The following is a 14034-nucleotide window of genomic DNA, read 5'->3' on the forward strand; positions in this document are numbered from 1 at the left end:
TCCTGTCTCTGATCTTGTAACTGCTCTGAAGTTTGCCTCTTGGCGGGATGCCCGTCAGGCGGGCATCCCTGTGACTGGTGGTTCAGCGGTACTCCGGCTCGGGAGCGGACTGGTCGGCCTTGGCGGCGGCGTCCGGGCGGGCGCCGATGTTGAAGCCCAGGTCGTCGGAGGCGGCGCTCGGGTCGTCGTCCTCGTCCTTCATCTCGATCACGTTGCCTTCCGCGTTGAGCACCTCCACGTTCAAGGAGAGCGACTGCATCTCCTTGAGCAGCACCTTGAAGGATTCGGGGATGCCGGCCGCCGGCAGGTTCTCCCCGCGCACAATGGCTCCATAGGCCCGGACGCGGCCGTCCACGTCATCGGACTTGGTGGTCATCATCTCGTGCAGGGTATAGGCGGCGCCATAGGCCTCCAGGGCCCAGACCTCCATCTCGCCGAAGCGCTGGCCGCCGAACTGGGCCTTGCCGCCCAGGGGCTGCTGGGTGATCATGGAGTAGGGGCCGGTGGACCGGGCATGAATCTTGTCGTCGACCAGGTGGTGGAGCTTGAGCATGTACATGTAGCCCACGGAGATGGGCTTGGTGAAGGGCTCGCCGGTGCGGCCGTCGTAGAGCACGGCCTTCCCGTCGTCGCCCACCAGGCGCTCGCCGTCACGGTTGGGCAGGGTGGTCTTGAGCAGGCCGTTCAGGGCATCCTGACGCACGCCGTCGAAGACCGGGGTGGCCACGGCGGTGCCGGGTTCGGCCTTCTCAGCGCCTGCCGGAATGTGCTTCTTCCATTCGGCCTCCAGGTCGGGATCCAGGCTGATGTCCCAGCCGGAGTGGGCGATCCACCCCAAGTGGAGCTCCAGGACCTGGCCCAGGTTCATACGGGAGGGCACACCCAACGGGTTGAGCATGATGTCGATGGGGGTGCCATCGGCCATGAAGGGCATATCCTCCTCGGGCAGGATCCTCGAGATGACGCCCTTGTTGCCGTGGCGTCCCGAGAGCTTGTCGCCCTGGGTGATCTTGCGGTGCTGGGCAATGTAGACCCGAATCATCCGGTTGACGCCGTTGGGCAGCTCGTCGCCGTCCTCCTCGGCATCCTCACGGGTGACCTCCTTGACCTCGATGACCGTGCCGGTCTCGCCGTGGGGGACCCGCAGGCTGGTGTCGCGCACCTCGCGGCTCTTCTCGCCGAAGATGGCCCGCAGGAGTCGCTCCTCGGGGGTCAGCTCGGTCTCGCCCTTGGGGGTGACCTTGCCGACCAGGATGTCGCCGGCCTCGACCTCGGCACCGATGCGGATGATGCCGCGTTCGTCCAGGTTGGCCACAGCGTCCTCGCCCACGTTGGGCAGGTCCCGGGTGATTTCCTCGGCACCCAGCTTGGTCTCGCGGGCGTCGGTCTCGTACTCCTCGATGTGGATGGAGCTCAGGGTGTCGTCCTGGACCAGCCGCTGGGAGATGATGACGGCGTCCTCGTAGTTGTAGCCGTTCCAGGGCATGAAGGCCACCAGGACGTTCTTGCCCAGGGCCATCTCGCCCTTCTCGGTGGCGGGTCCGTCAGCCAGGACCGTGCCGGCCTCGACCCGCTCCCCGTCCTTGATCAGGGGGACCTGGTTGTAGCAGGTGGTCTGGTTGGACCGCTGGAACTTGGCCAGCTTGTAGGAGGACTGGGTGCCGTCGTCATTCATGACGCGGATGATGTCGGCGGAGACGTAGGTGACCACGCCCGGCTTCTCGGCCAGGATGACATCGCCCGAGTCAATGGCGGAACGCCACTCGGAACCGGTGCCCACCAGGGGACGCTCGGACTTGACAAGGGGGACGGCCTGACGCTGCATGTTGGTGCCCATCAATGCTCGGTGGCCCTCGTCGTGCTCCAGGAATGGAATCAGGGAGGCGCCCACCGAAACCATCTGCCGCGGGGAGACATCCATCAGGTCCACCTGGGAGACGGGCACATCCTTGGCCTCGGCCTCGGCGTCACGCACCAGGGCCTCGTCCTCGACGAAATGTCCGGTCTCGTCGATCTCCTGGTTGGCCTGGGCGATGGTGTGCTCGGACTCCTGGTCGGCGGTCATGTAGACCACGTCGTCGGTCACCTGGCCATCAATGACCTTGCGGTAGGGGGTCTCGATGAAGCCGAAGGGGTTGACCCGGGCGAAGGTGGCCAGGGAGCCGATCAGACCGATGTTGGGGCCTTCAGGGGACTCGATGGGGCACATACGTCCGTAGTGGGAGGGGTGCACATCGCGTACCTCCATGGAGGCGCGGTCGCGGGACAGGCCGCCGGGGCCCAGGGCCGAGAGACGACGCTTGTTGGTCACGCCGGCCAGCGGGTTGTTCTGATCCATGAACTGGCTCAGCTGGGAGGTTCCGAAGAACTCCTTGATGGTGGCGTTGACGGGGCGGATGTTGATCAGGGACTGCGGGGTGATGGCCTCCGCGTCCTGGGTGGTCATCCTCTCACGGACCACGCGCTCCATACGGCTCAGACCAGTGCGCAGCTGGTTCTGGATCAGCTCGCCCACCTGACGGATGCGGCGGTTGCCGAAGTGGTCGATGTCGTCCACGTCCACCCGCAGCTCGATGTCCTGACCGTCGCGGCGACCGGGGAAGGTCTGCCCGCCGGCATGCAGGGTCACCAGGTACTTCAGGGTGGCGATGATGTCCTCGGGATGCAGGCTGCGGTCGTTGAAGTCGGCCTCAAGCCCAAGCTTGCGGTTGATCTTGTAGCGGCCGACCCGGGCGAGGTCGTAGCGCTTGGTATTGAAGTAGAAGGAGTCCAACAGGTTGCGGCCTGCCTCGGGCGAGGCGGTGTCAGCAGGCCGGATCTTGCGGTAGAGGTCGGTCAGGGCCTCGTCCTGGGTCTCGATCGTCTCCTTCTCCAAGGCATCCAGCACCAGCGGGTAGCCCTTGAAGGCCTTGCGGATCTGCGGCTTGGTCATGCCGATGGCCATGAGGAAGACGATGGCGGACTGCTTGCGCTTACGGTCCACGCGCACGCCCAGCACATCGCGCTTGTCGATCTCGAACTCCAGCCAGGCGCCCCGGCTGGGGATGATCTTGGCCCCGAAAATCTCCTTGTCGGAGTTGCGGTCCTGGGTGCGGTCGAAGTAGACGCCGGGAGAACGGACCAGCTGGGAGACGATGACACGCTCCGAGCCGCCGATGATGAAGGTGCCATGGGGGGTCTGCAGCGGGAAGTCGCCCATGAAGACGGTCTGCGACTTGATCTCGCCGGTATCCCCGTTCTCGAACTCGGCGTTCACGTACAGGGGGGCGGAGTAGGTGTAGTCCTTCTCCTTGCACTCCTGGACCGTGTGCCGGGGCTCCTCGAAGTAGGGATCCGAGAAGGTCAGGCTCATGGTCTGGGCGAAGTTCTCAATGGGAGAGATCTCCTGGAAGACCTCATCCAGGCCGGAGACGGGGGCCACGGTATGGGTTCCGTTGACCTGATCCTCCTCGACCCGCTTCTTCCAACGGTCGTTGCCGACCAGCCAGTCAAAGCTATCGGTCTGCACGCCCAGGAGGTAGGGTACCTCGATGGGTTCGCGGATGGATCCGAAATTGACACGATCGGTGGCCTTGTGCAGTTTGATATCGTGTTCGTCAGCGCGTGCCTGCGTGGCGGTGGTACTACTTACAGCTTTATTGGCAGCCAAAATGGACGTTCCTTATCGCTCGCCGTACTCGATCATTCCTGTTACCCCAGGGAGATGCCGAATGGCCGCCATATGCCTATTCGCGGGCATCTCCTCGATGATGCATGCCCGCTATATGACACACCTCATGCAAAGACAAAACTATAGCAGACAAGAACTCTGGACGCAATCGGCGTGTCGACTTGGAAAAGCTGCTATTGGACCATGATCGGCACTGGCTGGGAGACCACCTTGGAGTCGGCCTTGAGCACCAGCTTGGCTTGGTATGAACCAGCCTTGACCCGGGGCAGCTTCTGATCAGGCTGACAGCTCTCCTGGCTCCTGTCGGCATGCCAGGTGATGGTCTGCACATCCTTGTCGCCGGTGGCCATGAGCAGGGTGCGAGCCCCCACCGGGCAGGCATCGGAGCGCCAGACGGTATCCTCGCCGCTGGTGATGACCAGCACTCGGCCGCCATCGGAACCGTCCACCAAGCATGAGCCTGTCCCCTTGTGCCAGATGGTCACCGTGAAGTCGATGGATCCGCCGACCCCAGTACTGGGATTAGGCGCGGCCAGCTCCAGAGCCAGATCCCCCTTGTCGCAGTCAGGAGCTCCGGAGGAACGCTTCTTGCCGGCGTCCTTCTTCTGCTCCTTGCCCTGCTTGTCCTTATCCTTGGATTTGGTCTTTACGTCCTGCCGGGCGCTGGTCGAGGCTCCCTGGCCCCCATCGCCTGAGCGCAGGGCTCTGATGCCGGCCCCCACGCCCCAAACCAGGCCAGCGCAGACCAATAGGAAGAGCACCGCCAGCAGGGCGGCCGCAATCCTGCGGCGACGGTACATCCGCCGCTTCTTCTCGCTCATGCGTCGCTTGGCCATACTTCTCCAGTCTAATCGCCAGGGCGGCCTTCACTGCGGCAGACTCAGGCTGCCGTCCTGGCCAATCTCCAGAAGACCGTCCTCGTCCAGTGAAGCGATGCACCGATCAAGTCGGATTGTGTCCTCGCACAGGGGTTTCAGGTCCTTCCTTGAGACGGGCACGCCCGAAGCCTGCCGCAGGGCCTGAAGGATGGCACCGCGGACCTGTCGGTCGGTACCCGCGAAGTGCTGTCGGGGCCTGGTCCTGCCTTCGCCCAGACCGGGCAGTCCAGCCTTCAGAAAGCGGCAGTGGCCGGCCAGAGGGCAGATGTCGCAGGCCGGCTTGCGGGCGATGCAGACCGTGGCTCCCAGCTCCATGACGGCCTGGTTCCATCGGGCCGAGGGCGGCTCCCGCCAGGCTGCCGACTTGACCTTCGAATCAGCCAGTCCCAGACGACCATTATCGTCCTGGTCGCCGCTGTCCTTAACACCGGCATCCTGTGGCCCTCCGTCATCGGCACTAGCACGCTCCTGTCCTTCGTCCTCAGGCAGGACCTCCCATGCCAGCTGGCGCTCCTCTCGGCTGGCAGCGCCACCGGTGGATTCGCGCCCCAGGAAGACCCTGGAGAGCACCCTGCGGATGTTGGTGTCGATGACGGCGATCCTCTCGCCGTAGGCAAAGCTCATGACAGCGCTGGCCGTGTAGTCGCCGATGCCGGGCAGGGCCACCAGCTGGTCGTAATCCCGGGGCAGGCGGTCTGCATACCGGCCGGCCACCTGCTGAGCGCATTCCTGCAGGCGCAGGGCTCGGCGCGGGTAGCCCAGCCGACCCCAGGCCGTGATGACATCGGCCTTGGGCGCAGCGGCCAAGGAGGCCGCATCCGGCCATACCTTCATCCAGGCCGTCCAGTAGGGCACCACCCGGCTCATCTGGGTCTGCTGGCTCATGACCTCGGAGACCAGAACCCCCCAGGGCGTAGTTCGTCCAAAACGCCAGGGCAGGTCGCGGGCGTATCGGCTCCACCAGTCGAACAGCCGCAGGCGGATGGGCTCAATCTCCGCCGAGGACGTCTCCGCCTTCTCCATGGTCACACCGCCCTTCGCCATCCGATTCTGCCTCATTCAACCGCCGTATTCTGCCCGACGGTGCCGACCAGCCCTGTCTGGCCTGTCGTTTGGCGACGGTAGGTTGGCCTCATGAACAGGCAGGAGCAGGAGCGGTCCGGCGACCCATCGAAGGCCGTCGAAAGCATGTACGAGTACGGATACCGCAAATCGAATTATGGTCCCGACGAGCTGGTCACTGACGCCCATGGCAACCCCATCTCCGTGGTGGATGCCATGATGAAGGCCGATCAGGCCAGCCGAGTGAAGACCTCCACGCCCCACCTATGCTATTACTCGCCGCGAATCCCGGGCAATACGGGTTCAGCCATCCGTCTGTGCGCCGTGACCGGCACCATCCTGCACCTGATAGAGCCCCTGGGCTTCAACCTCAAGGACACCAAGCTGCGCCGGGCCGGCCTGGACTACCATGACATGGCCCACGTGGTCCTGCACCCGGACTTCGACGACCTGGTCCGTTCCATGCCTGACAGCCGGATCATCGCCTTCACCGCCCACGCAGACAAGCTCTACACCGAAGTCAACTACCGGCCGGACGACATCCTCCTGTTCGGCCCTGAGCCGGGCGACATCCCCGACCCCATGGACATCATGGCTGGCCCTCATGTGGCCGAACAGGTCAGACTGCCCATGCGGCCCAGCCTGCGCAGCCTGAACCTGACCAACTGCGCCTCAATCGCCATCTACGAGGCCTGGCGGCAGCTGGGATTCCAAGGCGGCCGCTGAACCCCGCGAGCGCGCTCAGTTCTTGAAGCTGTGAATTGGCGCTGGGATGTGTCCGCCCCGGTTGACGAAGTCGACACATGAGCGGGTATTGACAGGCACGACCGGCCCACCACCCATGAGCCCGCCGAACTCGGCCCACTCGCCCACCTGCTTGCCGATGACAGGAATGACCCTGACTGCGGTGGTCTTCTGATTGATCATGCCGATGGCCGCCTCGTCGGCGATAAGGCCGGAGATGGATTCCGCAGAAGTGTCCCCGGGGATGGGAATCATATCCAGCCCCACCGAGCAGACGCAGGTCATGGCCTCAAGCTTCTCCAGGGTCAGGCTCCCCTCTTGCGCAGCCTGGATCATGGCGGCGTCTTCGGATACGGGGATGAAGGCCCCGGACAGCCCGCCCACCGAGCTGGAAGCCATGATGCCGCCCTTCTTGACCTGATCGTTGAGGATGGCCAGGGCCGCAGTCGTCCCGGGTGCGCCCACCTGCTCCAGGCCCATGGTCTGCAGGACTTCGCCCACTGAATCTCCGACAGCAGGGGTGGGAGCCAAGGACAGGTCGATGATCCCGAAGGGCACGTCCAGACGACGGCTGGCCTCCTGGGCCACGAGCTGCCCCACCCGGGTGATCTTGAAGGCCGTCCTCTTGATGGTCTCGCAGAGCTGTCCGAAGTCCGCTCCCTTGGCTGATTCCAAGGCGGTCTTGACCACGCCGGGTCCGGAGACCCCCACGTTGATGACGGCCGACCCCTGGCTGACCCCATGGAAACCGCCGGCCATGAAGGGGTTATCGTCCGGAGCGTTGCAGAAGACCACCAGCTTGGTGCAGCCGGAGCTGTCCGAGTCGGCGGTGCTCTCGGCCGTGGCCTTGACGACCCGGCCCATCAGGGCTACGGCATCCATATCGATGCCGGTTCTGGTGGAGCCCACGTTGACGCTGGCGCAGACCCGTTCCGTCTGGCTCAATGCCCTGGGCAGGGACTTGATCAGCAGCCGCTCGGCCGGGGTCATGCCCTTGCCGACCAGGGCCGAATAGCCGCCGATCAGGTTGACCCCGACCTCCTGGGCCGAGCGGTCCAAGGCCTTGGCCACGGCCACATAGTCCTCCACGGTATGGCAGGCTCCGGCAGCCACCAGGGATATGGGAGTGACGGTGATGCGCTTGTTGACGATGGGAATGCCGTATTCGCGGGCGATGGAGTCTCCAGTGGACACCAGGTCGCCGGCCAGGGAGACGATCTTGCGATGGATGTTTCTACAGAGCATGTCCACATCCCCGCTCACACAATCCAGCAGACTGATACCCATGGTGATGGTGCGCACGTCCAGGCGCTCCCGGTCGATCATATCGTTGGTCTCAAGGACCTCATCGCGCGTGATCATGGCTGCCTCCTCAGACCCGGTGCATCCTGGTGAAGATCTCCTCGCGCTGGCAACGGATGGAGACTCCGATATCTTCTCCCAAAGATTCCATCCTCTGGCTCAGCGCATCGAAATCATCCCTGCAGGCGGTGCAGTCCACAATCATCATCATGGTGAAGAAGCCATCCAGAATGGTCTGCGAAATATCCAGCACATTGATCTCCTGCTGGGAGAGGTCTGTGCAGACCTTGCCGATGATGCCGATGGCATCCTTGCCCACCACCGTGATGATCGCCTTGTCCATGACCGTCCTCCTCATCCACCTCGCCCTTGACCGGACCCCCTGAAAACCGGGACCCCGCTCCCCCAGCTTAGAGGAGCGCCGGGAGAAGCGGGGTCGTAGAGGTCTGCACTCTGATTCAGGATTCGCGCGTGGCCGCCGAGGAGGGCAGGGCGATCAGGGCTCTGGGGGCCTTGAATCCCTTGGAGGCGAATCGTTCGGCGATGTCACGGGCAAGATCGGAGCCCTTGCCGGCGTCAGCCAGGGCGATGATGGATCCGCCGAACCCGCCGCCGGTCATACGAGCCCCATAGGCCCCACCCTGACGTGCCGCGTCCACAGCCTCATCCAGCTCCGGGCAGGTGACCTCGTAGTCGTCTCTCAAGGAGTCATGGGAGGCGTTGAACAAGCGGCCGGCCAGGACGTAATCGCCCCTGCCGAAGGCCTCGATGAAGCGGTCCACCCGTCCTATCTCGCTGATGACGTGGCGGACCCGCCGACGCATGGTCTCATTGGGCAGCTGCTCCAGCAGGGCAGCCAGGGCGGACGGAGGATCAGCGGCCCCGTTGACCTGGTCAGCCACCTGGCGCAGGTTGGCCACCCTCAGCAGGTGTGCAGCCTGCTCACAGGTGGCCCGTCGCTGATCGTATTGGCCGTCGTTGAGCTGGTGCTGGGCCCTGGTGTCGACCACCAACAGCTCCAGGCCCGCAGCCTGCAGGTCGAAGGGAACCTGGCGCACGTTGCTCATGGCATCCAGTTCCGGCCGACAGTCCAGTCGCAGGGCGCAGCCGGATCGACACCGCATGGCGGCGCTCTGATCCATGCCGCCGGTGGAGGCGCCGGCCATATCATTCTCAGCCGTGATGGCGGCCTGGATCAGCCTGACCCGGCCAGCCTCGTCACCGCCCAGCCCCAGAGCGAACAGGTCATCCAGGGCCAGGGCCACTGCACAGGTCATGGCCGCCGAGGAGCTCAACCCGGACCCGACTGGCACGCAGGAGGCCAGGGCCAGGTCGAACCCTTGAACCTGGGGGAAGCCATCCCGCTGCAGGGCCCAGGCCACGCCGACCGGATAGGCCGCCCAGCCGCTGACTCCCCTGGCCTGAAGACCATCCAGGTCAACCTGGACCGGGTTCTCCGGATCCATGCTAGAGACCAGGCGGACCCGGCTGTCCGTCCTGGGACTGGCAGCCACATAGGTACGGTTGGGCAGGGCGATGGGCAGGCAGAGCCCGGCGTTGTAATCCGTGTGCTCGCCGATCAGGTTGACCCGTCCGGGAGCGCTCCAGACGCCCTGGGGATCCTCGCCATAGACCTTCTGGAAGAGCTCGCGGGCCTTGGTGGCCCCTTGGCCGTCAGCGCCATGGGTCCAGGCCTGTATGAATTGGACTGTCGTCGTCATTGATTCTCTCCATTCTCCAGGTCCAGGGGCCCCAGCTGGCGGAATCGGTCGGCGATCCGCTCAGGGGTGGTGTCCGACACCCAGGCGGCCATGCCTGACTCGGACCCGGCGAGATACTTGATTTTGTCCACGGCACGGCGGAAGGAGAAGAACTGCAGGTTGAGCCGGTAGTCCTCCCGTCGCGGATCGTGCAGCGGGGCCTGGTGCCAGGCGGCGATGTAGGGCAGATCCATCCCCCTGCCGTCGCCCTTGTCGAAGAAGGCGTTGCCCCGCTTGAGCAGGGTGGAATACATGACGGCCAGGTCCCAGCGCTCCTGGTCGTTCAGCTGGTCCAGGCTCAGGATCCCGTCGCGCACGGGGGCCATGTGGACCTCCAGCGGCCAGCGGGCGGCGGCGGGCACATAGGCCACCCATGTGGCGTTGCGGAAGACGACCCGTCGACCGGAGTCCAGCTCGGCCTTGAGGATGTCCGCCAGGAGGTTGCCGCCGGTGCGTTCCCGGTAGGCGGCGCACTGCCTCAGCTCCTGCTCAAGGCGGGGGGCGATGAAGGGATAGCAGTAGATCTGTCCGTGGGGGTGGGCAAGGGAGACGCCGATCTCCTGTCCATGGTTCTCGAAGGGGAAGATCTGTTCGATGCCCTCCATGGCCGAGATCTCAGCAGTGCGGAAGGCCCAGGCCTCCACCACCGTCCGCAAACGCGAGACAGGCAGATCGGCAGGGAGTGCATGCTCGTCAGGGTCGAAGCAGACCACCTCACAGCGTCCGTTGGCCTCGCGCACCGGCCAGAGGGGATTGCCGTCCACCAGGGATGGCTGGTCGGCCGCCTGCATATCGGGCACCTGCATCATGGAGGGGAAGCGGTTCTCGAAGACCGCCACGTTGTAGTCCACATCGGGGATCTCCCCATCCTGGTAGGGGTCTCCGGGCTTTCTGGCGGCCAGGGGGTTGCCCTTGGCGGTGGCCTGTGGCCCGGCGGTGATGGGCCGGTTCATCCGGGCCGTGGCCATGGGGATCCAGTCTCCGGTCAGAGGGTCCCGGCGCATCTGCGGCGGCTGGAAGGGCACCGTCCTGCCCTCCTGATCCTGGTGCGGGGCGAACCGGTCGGTCAGCGGACGAGGATCGTCCAGACGCCTGGTCCTGCGGCCGGATACATACTCGGGATCATCGTCCAGGTAGAAGAACCGACGCCCGTCGGCCAGCCTGGTGGGGGTGATGCGGATGTGCCCCTTGGCATAGTCGCCGGGAACATACCGTTGGGGGACATACTGCTCTGACTTCATGCTGCTCCTTCATCGTCCGTGATGATTGACAATCCATGGCAACCCGCTATGGCAACCTGCGCACCCCTGTGTGACCGGTCGTTCATTGAATCTGGGCTGCTTTCCCGGCATCGGCCTTAGACACGTCGGAGGAACCCTCTTGAGCCTGGCCTTCCTCGGGGTTGACCGGGACCAGGACCAGCCGCTTGACCAGGGACCGGGTTGCCTCGGCCGACTCCTGGTCCAGCTGGTCGTCGGTGATGACGGTGTCCACCTGGTCGAAGGAGGCGAACAGGGAAAGGGAGGTGCAGCTCCACTTGGTGTGGTCGGTCAGGATGATGGTCCGGTCGGCGATGTCCATCAGGGCCATATCCGTAGCCGCCTCCAAGGAGTTTGGCATCAGGAAACCCCGCGGAATGGAGACCGAGTGGGTCCCCAGGAAGACCGTGTTGACCCGCAGGGAGGCGATGACCTTGTCTGCAATGGGGCCGACCAGGGAGTTGGATCGGGTGATGACACCGCCGGTGACGATGACCTCCACATCCTTGCTCTCCATGGCCTGGACCAGTTCGGCCACGGGGATGGAATTGGTCAGCAGGGTCACGCCCGCGCACTGGCGGCTCTCCAGCAGGTGCTGGGCGAAGACATAGGCCGTGGTCCCTCCCCCGATGGCGATGACGTCGCCCGGTGAGACATAGTCGATGGCGCGACGGGCGATGGTGTCCTTAAGGCCCATGTCCATCTGCGACTTGACCGAGAAGAGCGGCTCAGCCAGAAGCGAGCTGGTGGTGACGGCCCCTCCGTGGACCCTCTTGAGCAGGCCCTTGTCCGCCAGGTCGGCAATGTCACGGCGGATGGTCATGGCGGAGACGCCCAGCTCCTTGGAGAGGGCGGTGATACGGACTGCGCCACGAGTACGCAACCGGTTCAATATCAGGTGTTGGCGTTGTGACGATATCATTCGAACATTATCGCACACATTCGCCCAAATTGGCAAGCTGGCAATCGGACTGCGGTCGCTGCCCAGATGCAAGGGCGAAAATCGACATTTCTCAGGTACTGAGACCATTCTTCCATACACCTGAGGCTTGCCAGGACTCTTACAGAAATCCAATCACCGAAGTGTAACTTGTCCTTTAAGGTCCCAACAAGGCCTGCAGGGTCGCTTATGAAAACGAACACGAATATGAGCCAATGTCAGTTTCGACGGGTCAACCGTTCAAATCCCCACAGCGTCACCTGGGCCATGGCCTCCAGCACGATCCCGGCATCCATCTTCGAGCTGCCGCGAACCCGCTCCACGAAGACAATAGGCACTTCGACCACACTGACGCCCATGGCCTGGACTCGGCGCAACATATCCACCTGGAAGACATAGCCGCTGGATCGGACCCTTCCCAGATCGATCCGCCTCAACACGTCCGCTCGATAGACCCGCAGGCCGGCGGTCATGTCCCTTACCGAGGATCCCAGGGCGGTGCGGGCATACCAGGATCCCGCGCGCGAAATCAGATCCCGATGCCAGGGCCAATGTTGAGTGCGGCCTCCGCGCACCCTGCGCGAGCCGATGACCAAGCCCGGATACGTTTCTCCTCGGGCCACAGCCAGCATCCTGGCCAGATCCTGAGGTCGGTGGGAACCGTCCATATCCATCTCGCAGATCAGGTCATAGCCATGCTCCAGCGACCAACGGAACCCCTGTACGTAGGCTGGACCCAACCCGCGGCGGGCATGCCGATGGATGACGTGCACGCGAGGATTGCCACTGGCCATATCCTCAGCCAGGGCGCCGGTGCCGTCCGGCGAGTTGTCGTCGACGACCAGGACATCGACCTCGGGGCAGCATGCCAAAAGCCGAGGAAGGGTCACCCCGATGTTGTCAGCCTCCTGGTAGGTGGGCATGACCACAACGATCCCTGCTCCGCCACGAACAACGTCCATGGCCGCTCTCAGCGTGCGATGCCGTAGGCCCCGCGCCGGTAAGGCTCAGGGTAGGGGGCCTGCTGAGCGGACAGCCCCAGTTTGTAGGCGGCCCTGAGCGGCCAGTAGGGGTCGCGCAGGCTGGCTCGACCGATCTCGACCGCATCGGCCAGGCCCTTGCGCACGATCCGATCAGCCTGCCTGGGTTTGGTGATCAGCCCCACCGCGGTGGTGGGAATCAGCACCTGGCTGCGCACCTGGTAGGAGAAGGGCACCTGGTAGTTGGGAGCGGCCGGAATCTTCACGCCTGGCACCAGACCCCCGGTGGAAACGTCAATCAGGTCCACCCCATGCAGCTTGAGCACCTTGGCAGCGCGGATGGTCTCGTCCAGGCCCCAACCGCCGGTGGCCCAGTCGGTGGCGGACATGCGCACCAGCAGGGGCATGCCCGAGGGAATGACCTCGCGCACGGCATCGGTCACCTGGATCAGCAGGCGCATCCTGCCGGACAGGTCACCCCCGTACTCGTCGTTTCGTCGGTTGATCAGGGGATCAAGGAATTGGGAGAGCAGGTAGCCGTGGGCGGCATGCAGCTCCACTGCCAGGAAGCCGGCCTGAACGGCTCGCACGGCAGCGGAGCGGAAGTCGGCCACGATGGAGGCTATCTGGGCCCGCGAAAGCTGGACGGGGACCGCCATCCTCCCAAAGGCGATGGGGCTTGGGCCTACAGGTTGCCAGCCGCCCTCGGCCACGGGCACGGTGGCGTTGATGTAGCCCATGGAGGAGCACCCGGAGGAACCCTTGCGACCAGAGTGGTTGAGCTGGACGATGGGCACTGCCCCGGCGGCCTTGACATCCCGGACGATGCCCTGCCAGGCCCTGGTCTGCTCGTCGTTCCACAGTCCCACATCGCAGGGCGAGATCCGCCCCTGGGGATTGACGGCCGTGGCCTCCCCGATGACGACTCCGAAGCCGCCCAGGGCCCGGGACACATAGTGCTGGTAGTGGAAGTTGGTAGGAACCCCGTCGTGCCGCAGGGCCGAATAGGTGTCCATGGGCGGCATCCAGATCCTGTTGCGGATATGCTGGTCGCGCAGTTCCATGGGCTGGAAGAGCGCAGGCAGGGCCCTCTCCCGCCTTCTGCCTGATTTTGATTTCCCAGCCTTTTTGGCCCTTTTGTCCTTCTTGCCCTTCTTGGCCGATTTGACCCCCTTGGCAGCCTTGCCAGCCTTCTTCTTTCCGTCGGCGGCATCCGACTCGAAGGGCCGGATCGGTTTGGAGACATCCAGCCTGCCGGAGCCGCTCACCGGCCCCGGCATCGCCTGATCTTCCTTGACCCGGCTGTCGGCCCGAGGGGCCTTGTCATCCAGCTCTGAGTATTCCTGGACCATCAGTTCCTGCCTCTCCCGGCGGGCGGCCGCACCCCTCGTGGTCCGCCCGTTGACGAATCCCTCATGGTCTCCATTGTAGGCACAGGC

At 64.4% G+C, this 14034-nt stretch carries 11 protein-coding genes; 1 reads left to right on the forward strand and 10 read right to left on the reverse strand.

Annotation, left to right across the window (positions count from 1 at the left end; all coding sequences use genetic code 11):
• Positions 1–82 precede the first annotated feature (82 nt).
• The 3 genes from rpoB to AACP62_RS05580 form a co-directional block, all read right to left on the reverse strand.
• Positions 83–3649 (reverse strand): DNA-directed RNA polymerase subunit beta, encoded by a 3567-nt coding sequence (gene rpoB, locus AACP62_RS05570; RefSeq protein ID WP_339346946.1) that lies wholly within the window; start codon positions 3647–3649, stop codon positions 83–85.
• Between the two features lie 194 nt (positions 3650–3843).
• The gene (locus AACP62_RS05575; RefSeq protein WP_339346948.1) at positions 3844–4506 is read right to left on the reverse strand and encodes a hypothetical protein; all 663 of its coding nucleotides are present in this window, start codon (positions 4504–4506) and stop codon (positions 3844–3846) included.
• Between the two features lie 30 nt (positions 4507–4536).
• Positions 4537–5571 carry an HhH-GPD family protein gene (locus AACP62_RS05580; RefSeq protein ID WP_425332925.1) on the reverse strand — a complete coding sequence of 345 codons (1035 nt, stop codon included), beginning with the start codon at positions 5569–5571 and terminating at the stop codon, positions 4537–4539.
• Between the two features lie 111 nt (positions 5572–5682).
• Between AACP62_RS05580 and AACP62_RS05585 the strand changes: the two genes are divergently transcribed.
• Positions 5683–6336 (forward strand): tRNA (cytidine(34)-2'-O)-methyltransferase, encoded by a 654-nt coding sequence (locus AACP62_RS05585; protein WP_081708983.1) that lies wholly within the window; start codon positions 5683–5685, stop codon positions 6334–6336.
• Positions 6337–6351: 15 nt separating this feature from the next.
• Here the strand turns inward: AACP62_RS05585 and AACP62_RS05590 are convergent, their stop codons facing one another.
• The 7 genes from AACP62_RS05590 to AACP62_RS05620 all read right to left on the reverse strand — a co-directional run bounded on the left by AACP62_RS05590 (position 6352) and on the right by AACP62_RS05620 (position 13947).
• On the reverse strand, positions 6352–7716 hold the full coding sequence (locus tag AACP62_RS05590) for a PFL family protein (RefSeq protein WP_339346950.1): 1365 nt from the start codon (positions 7714–7716) through the stop codon (positions 6352–6354).
• Positions 7717–7726: 10 nt separating this feature from the next.
• The gene (locus AACP62_RS05595; protein WP_339346951.1) at positions 7727–7999 is read right to left on the reverse strand and encodes an ACT domain-containing protein; all 273 of its coding nucleotides are present in this window, start codon (positions 7997–7999) and stop codon (positions 7727–7729) included.
• 115 nt (positions 8000–8114) lie between these two features.
• The gene (galK, locus tag AACP62_RS05600; RefSeq protein ID WP_339346953.1) at positions 8115–9377 is read right to left on the reverse strand and encodes a galactokinase; all 1263 of its coding nucleotides are present in this window, start codon (positions 9375–9377) and stop codon (positions 8115–8117) included.
• Entirely contained in the window at positions 9374–10657 is a 1284-nt protein-coding gene (galT, locus tag AACP62_RS05605) for a galactose-1-phosphate uridylyltransferase (protein ID WP_339346956.1), read from the reverse strand. The genes galK and galT overlap by 4 nt, the downstream gene beginning before the upstream one ends.
• 82 nt (positions 10658–10739) lie before the next feature.
• The gene (locus tag AACP62_RS05610) at positions 10740–11615 is read right to left on the reverse strand and encodes a DeoR/GlpR family DNA-binding transcription regulator (RefSeq protein WP_045936018.1); all 876 of its coding nucleotides are present in this window, start codon (positions 11613–11615) and stop codon (positions 10740–10742) included.
• Positions 11616–11833: 218 nt separating this feature from the next.
• A complete protein-coding gene (locus AACP62_RS05615; protein ID WP_339346959.1) occupies positions 11834–12577 on the reverse strand; it encodes a polyprenol monophosphomannose synthase in 744 nt (247 codons plus the stop codon).
• An 8-nt stretch (positions 12578–12585) separates the two neighbouring features.
• Positions 12586–13947 carry an NADH:flavin oxidoreductase/NADH oxidase gene (locus AACP62_RS05620; protein ID WP_339346961.1) on the reverse strand — a complete coding sequence of 454 codons (1362 nt, stop codon included), beginning with the start codon at positions 13945–13947 and terminating at the stop codon, positions 12586–12588.
• Positions 13948–14034: the final 87 nt, after the last annotated feature.

It is taken from the genome of Bifidobacterium apis, assembly GCF_036986835.1.
GTDB lineage: Bacteria > Actinomycetota > Actinomycetes > Actinomycetales > Bifidobacteriaceae > Bombiscardovia > Bombiscardovia apis_A.

Bases quoted from the DNA above. Each gene is read 5' to 3' on its own strand.
- AACP62_RS05620 (WP_339346961.1), bottom strand. From the start codon at position 13,947: ATGGTCCAGGAATACTCAGAGCTGGATGACAAGGCCCCTCGGGCCGAC.
- AACP62_RS05575 (WP_339346948.1), bottom strand. From the start codon at position 4,506: ATGGCCAAGCGACGCATGAGCGAGAAGAAGCGGCGGATGTACCGTCGC.
- AACP62_RS05590 (WP_339346950.1), bottom strand. From the start codon at position 7,716: ATGATCACGCGCGATGAGGTCCTTGAGACCAACGATATGATCGACCGG.
- AACP62_RS05615 (WP_339346959.1), bottom strand. From the start codon at position 12,577: ATGGACGTTGTTCGTGGCGGAGCAGGGATCGTTGTGGTCATGCCCACC.
- AACP62_RS05595 (WP_339346951.1), bottom strand. From the start codon at position 7,999: ATGGACAAGGCGATCATCACGGTGGTGGGCAAGGATGCCATCGGCATC.
- galK (WP_339346953.1), bottom strand. From the start codon at position 9,377: ATGACGACGACAGTCCAATTCATACAGGCCTGGACCCATGGCGCTGAC.
- AACP62_RS05580 (WP_425332925.1), bottom strand. From the start codon at position 5,571: ATGGAGAAGGCGGAGACGTCCTCGGCGGAGATTGAGCCCATCCGCCTG.
- AACP62_RS05585 (WP_081708983.1), top strand. From the start codon at position 5,683: ATGAACAGGCAGGAGCAGGAGCGGTCCGGCGACCCATCGAAGGCCGTC.
- galT (WP_339346956.1), bottom strand. From the start codon at position 10,657: ATGAAGTCAGAGCAGTATGTCCCCCAACGGTATGTTCCCGGCGACTAT.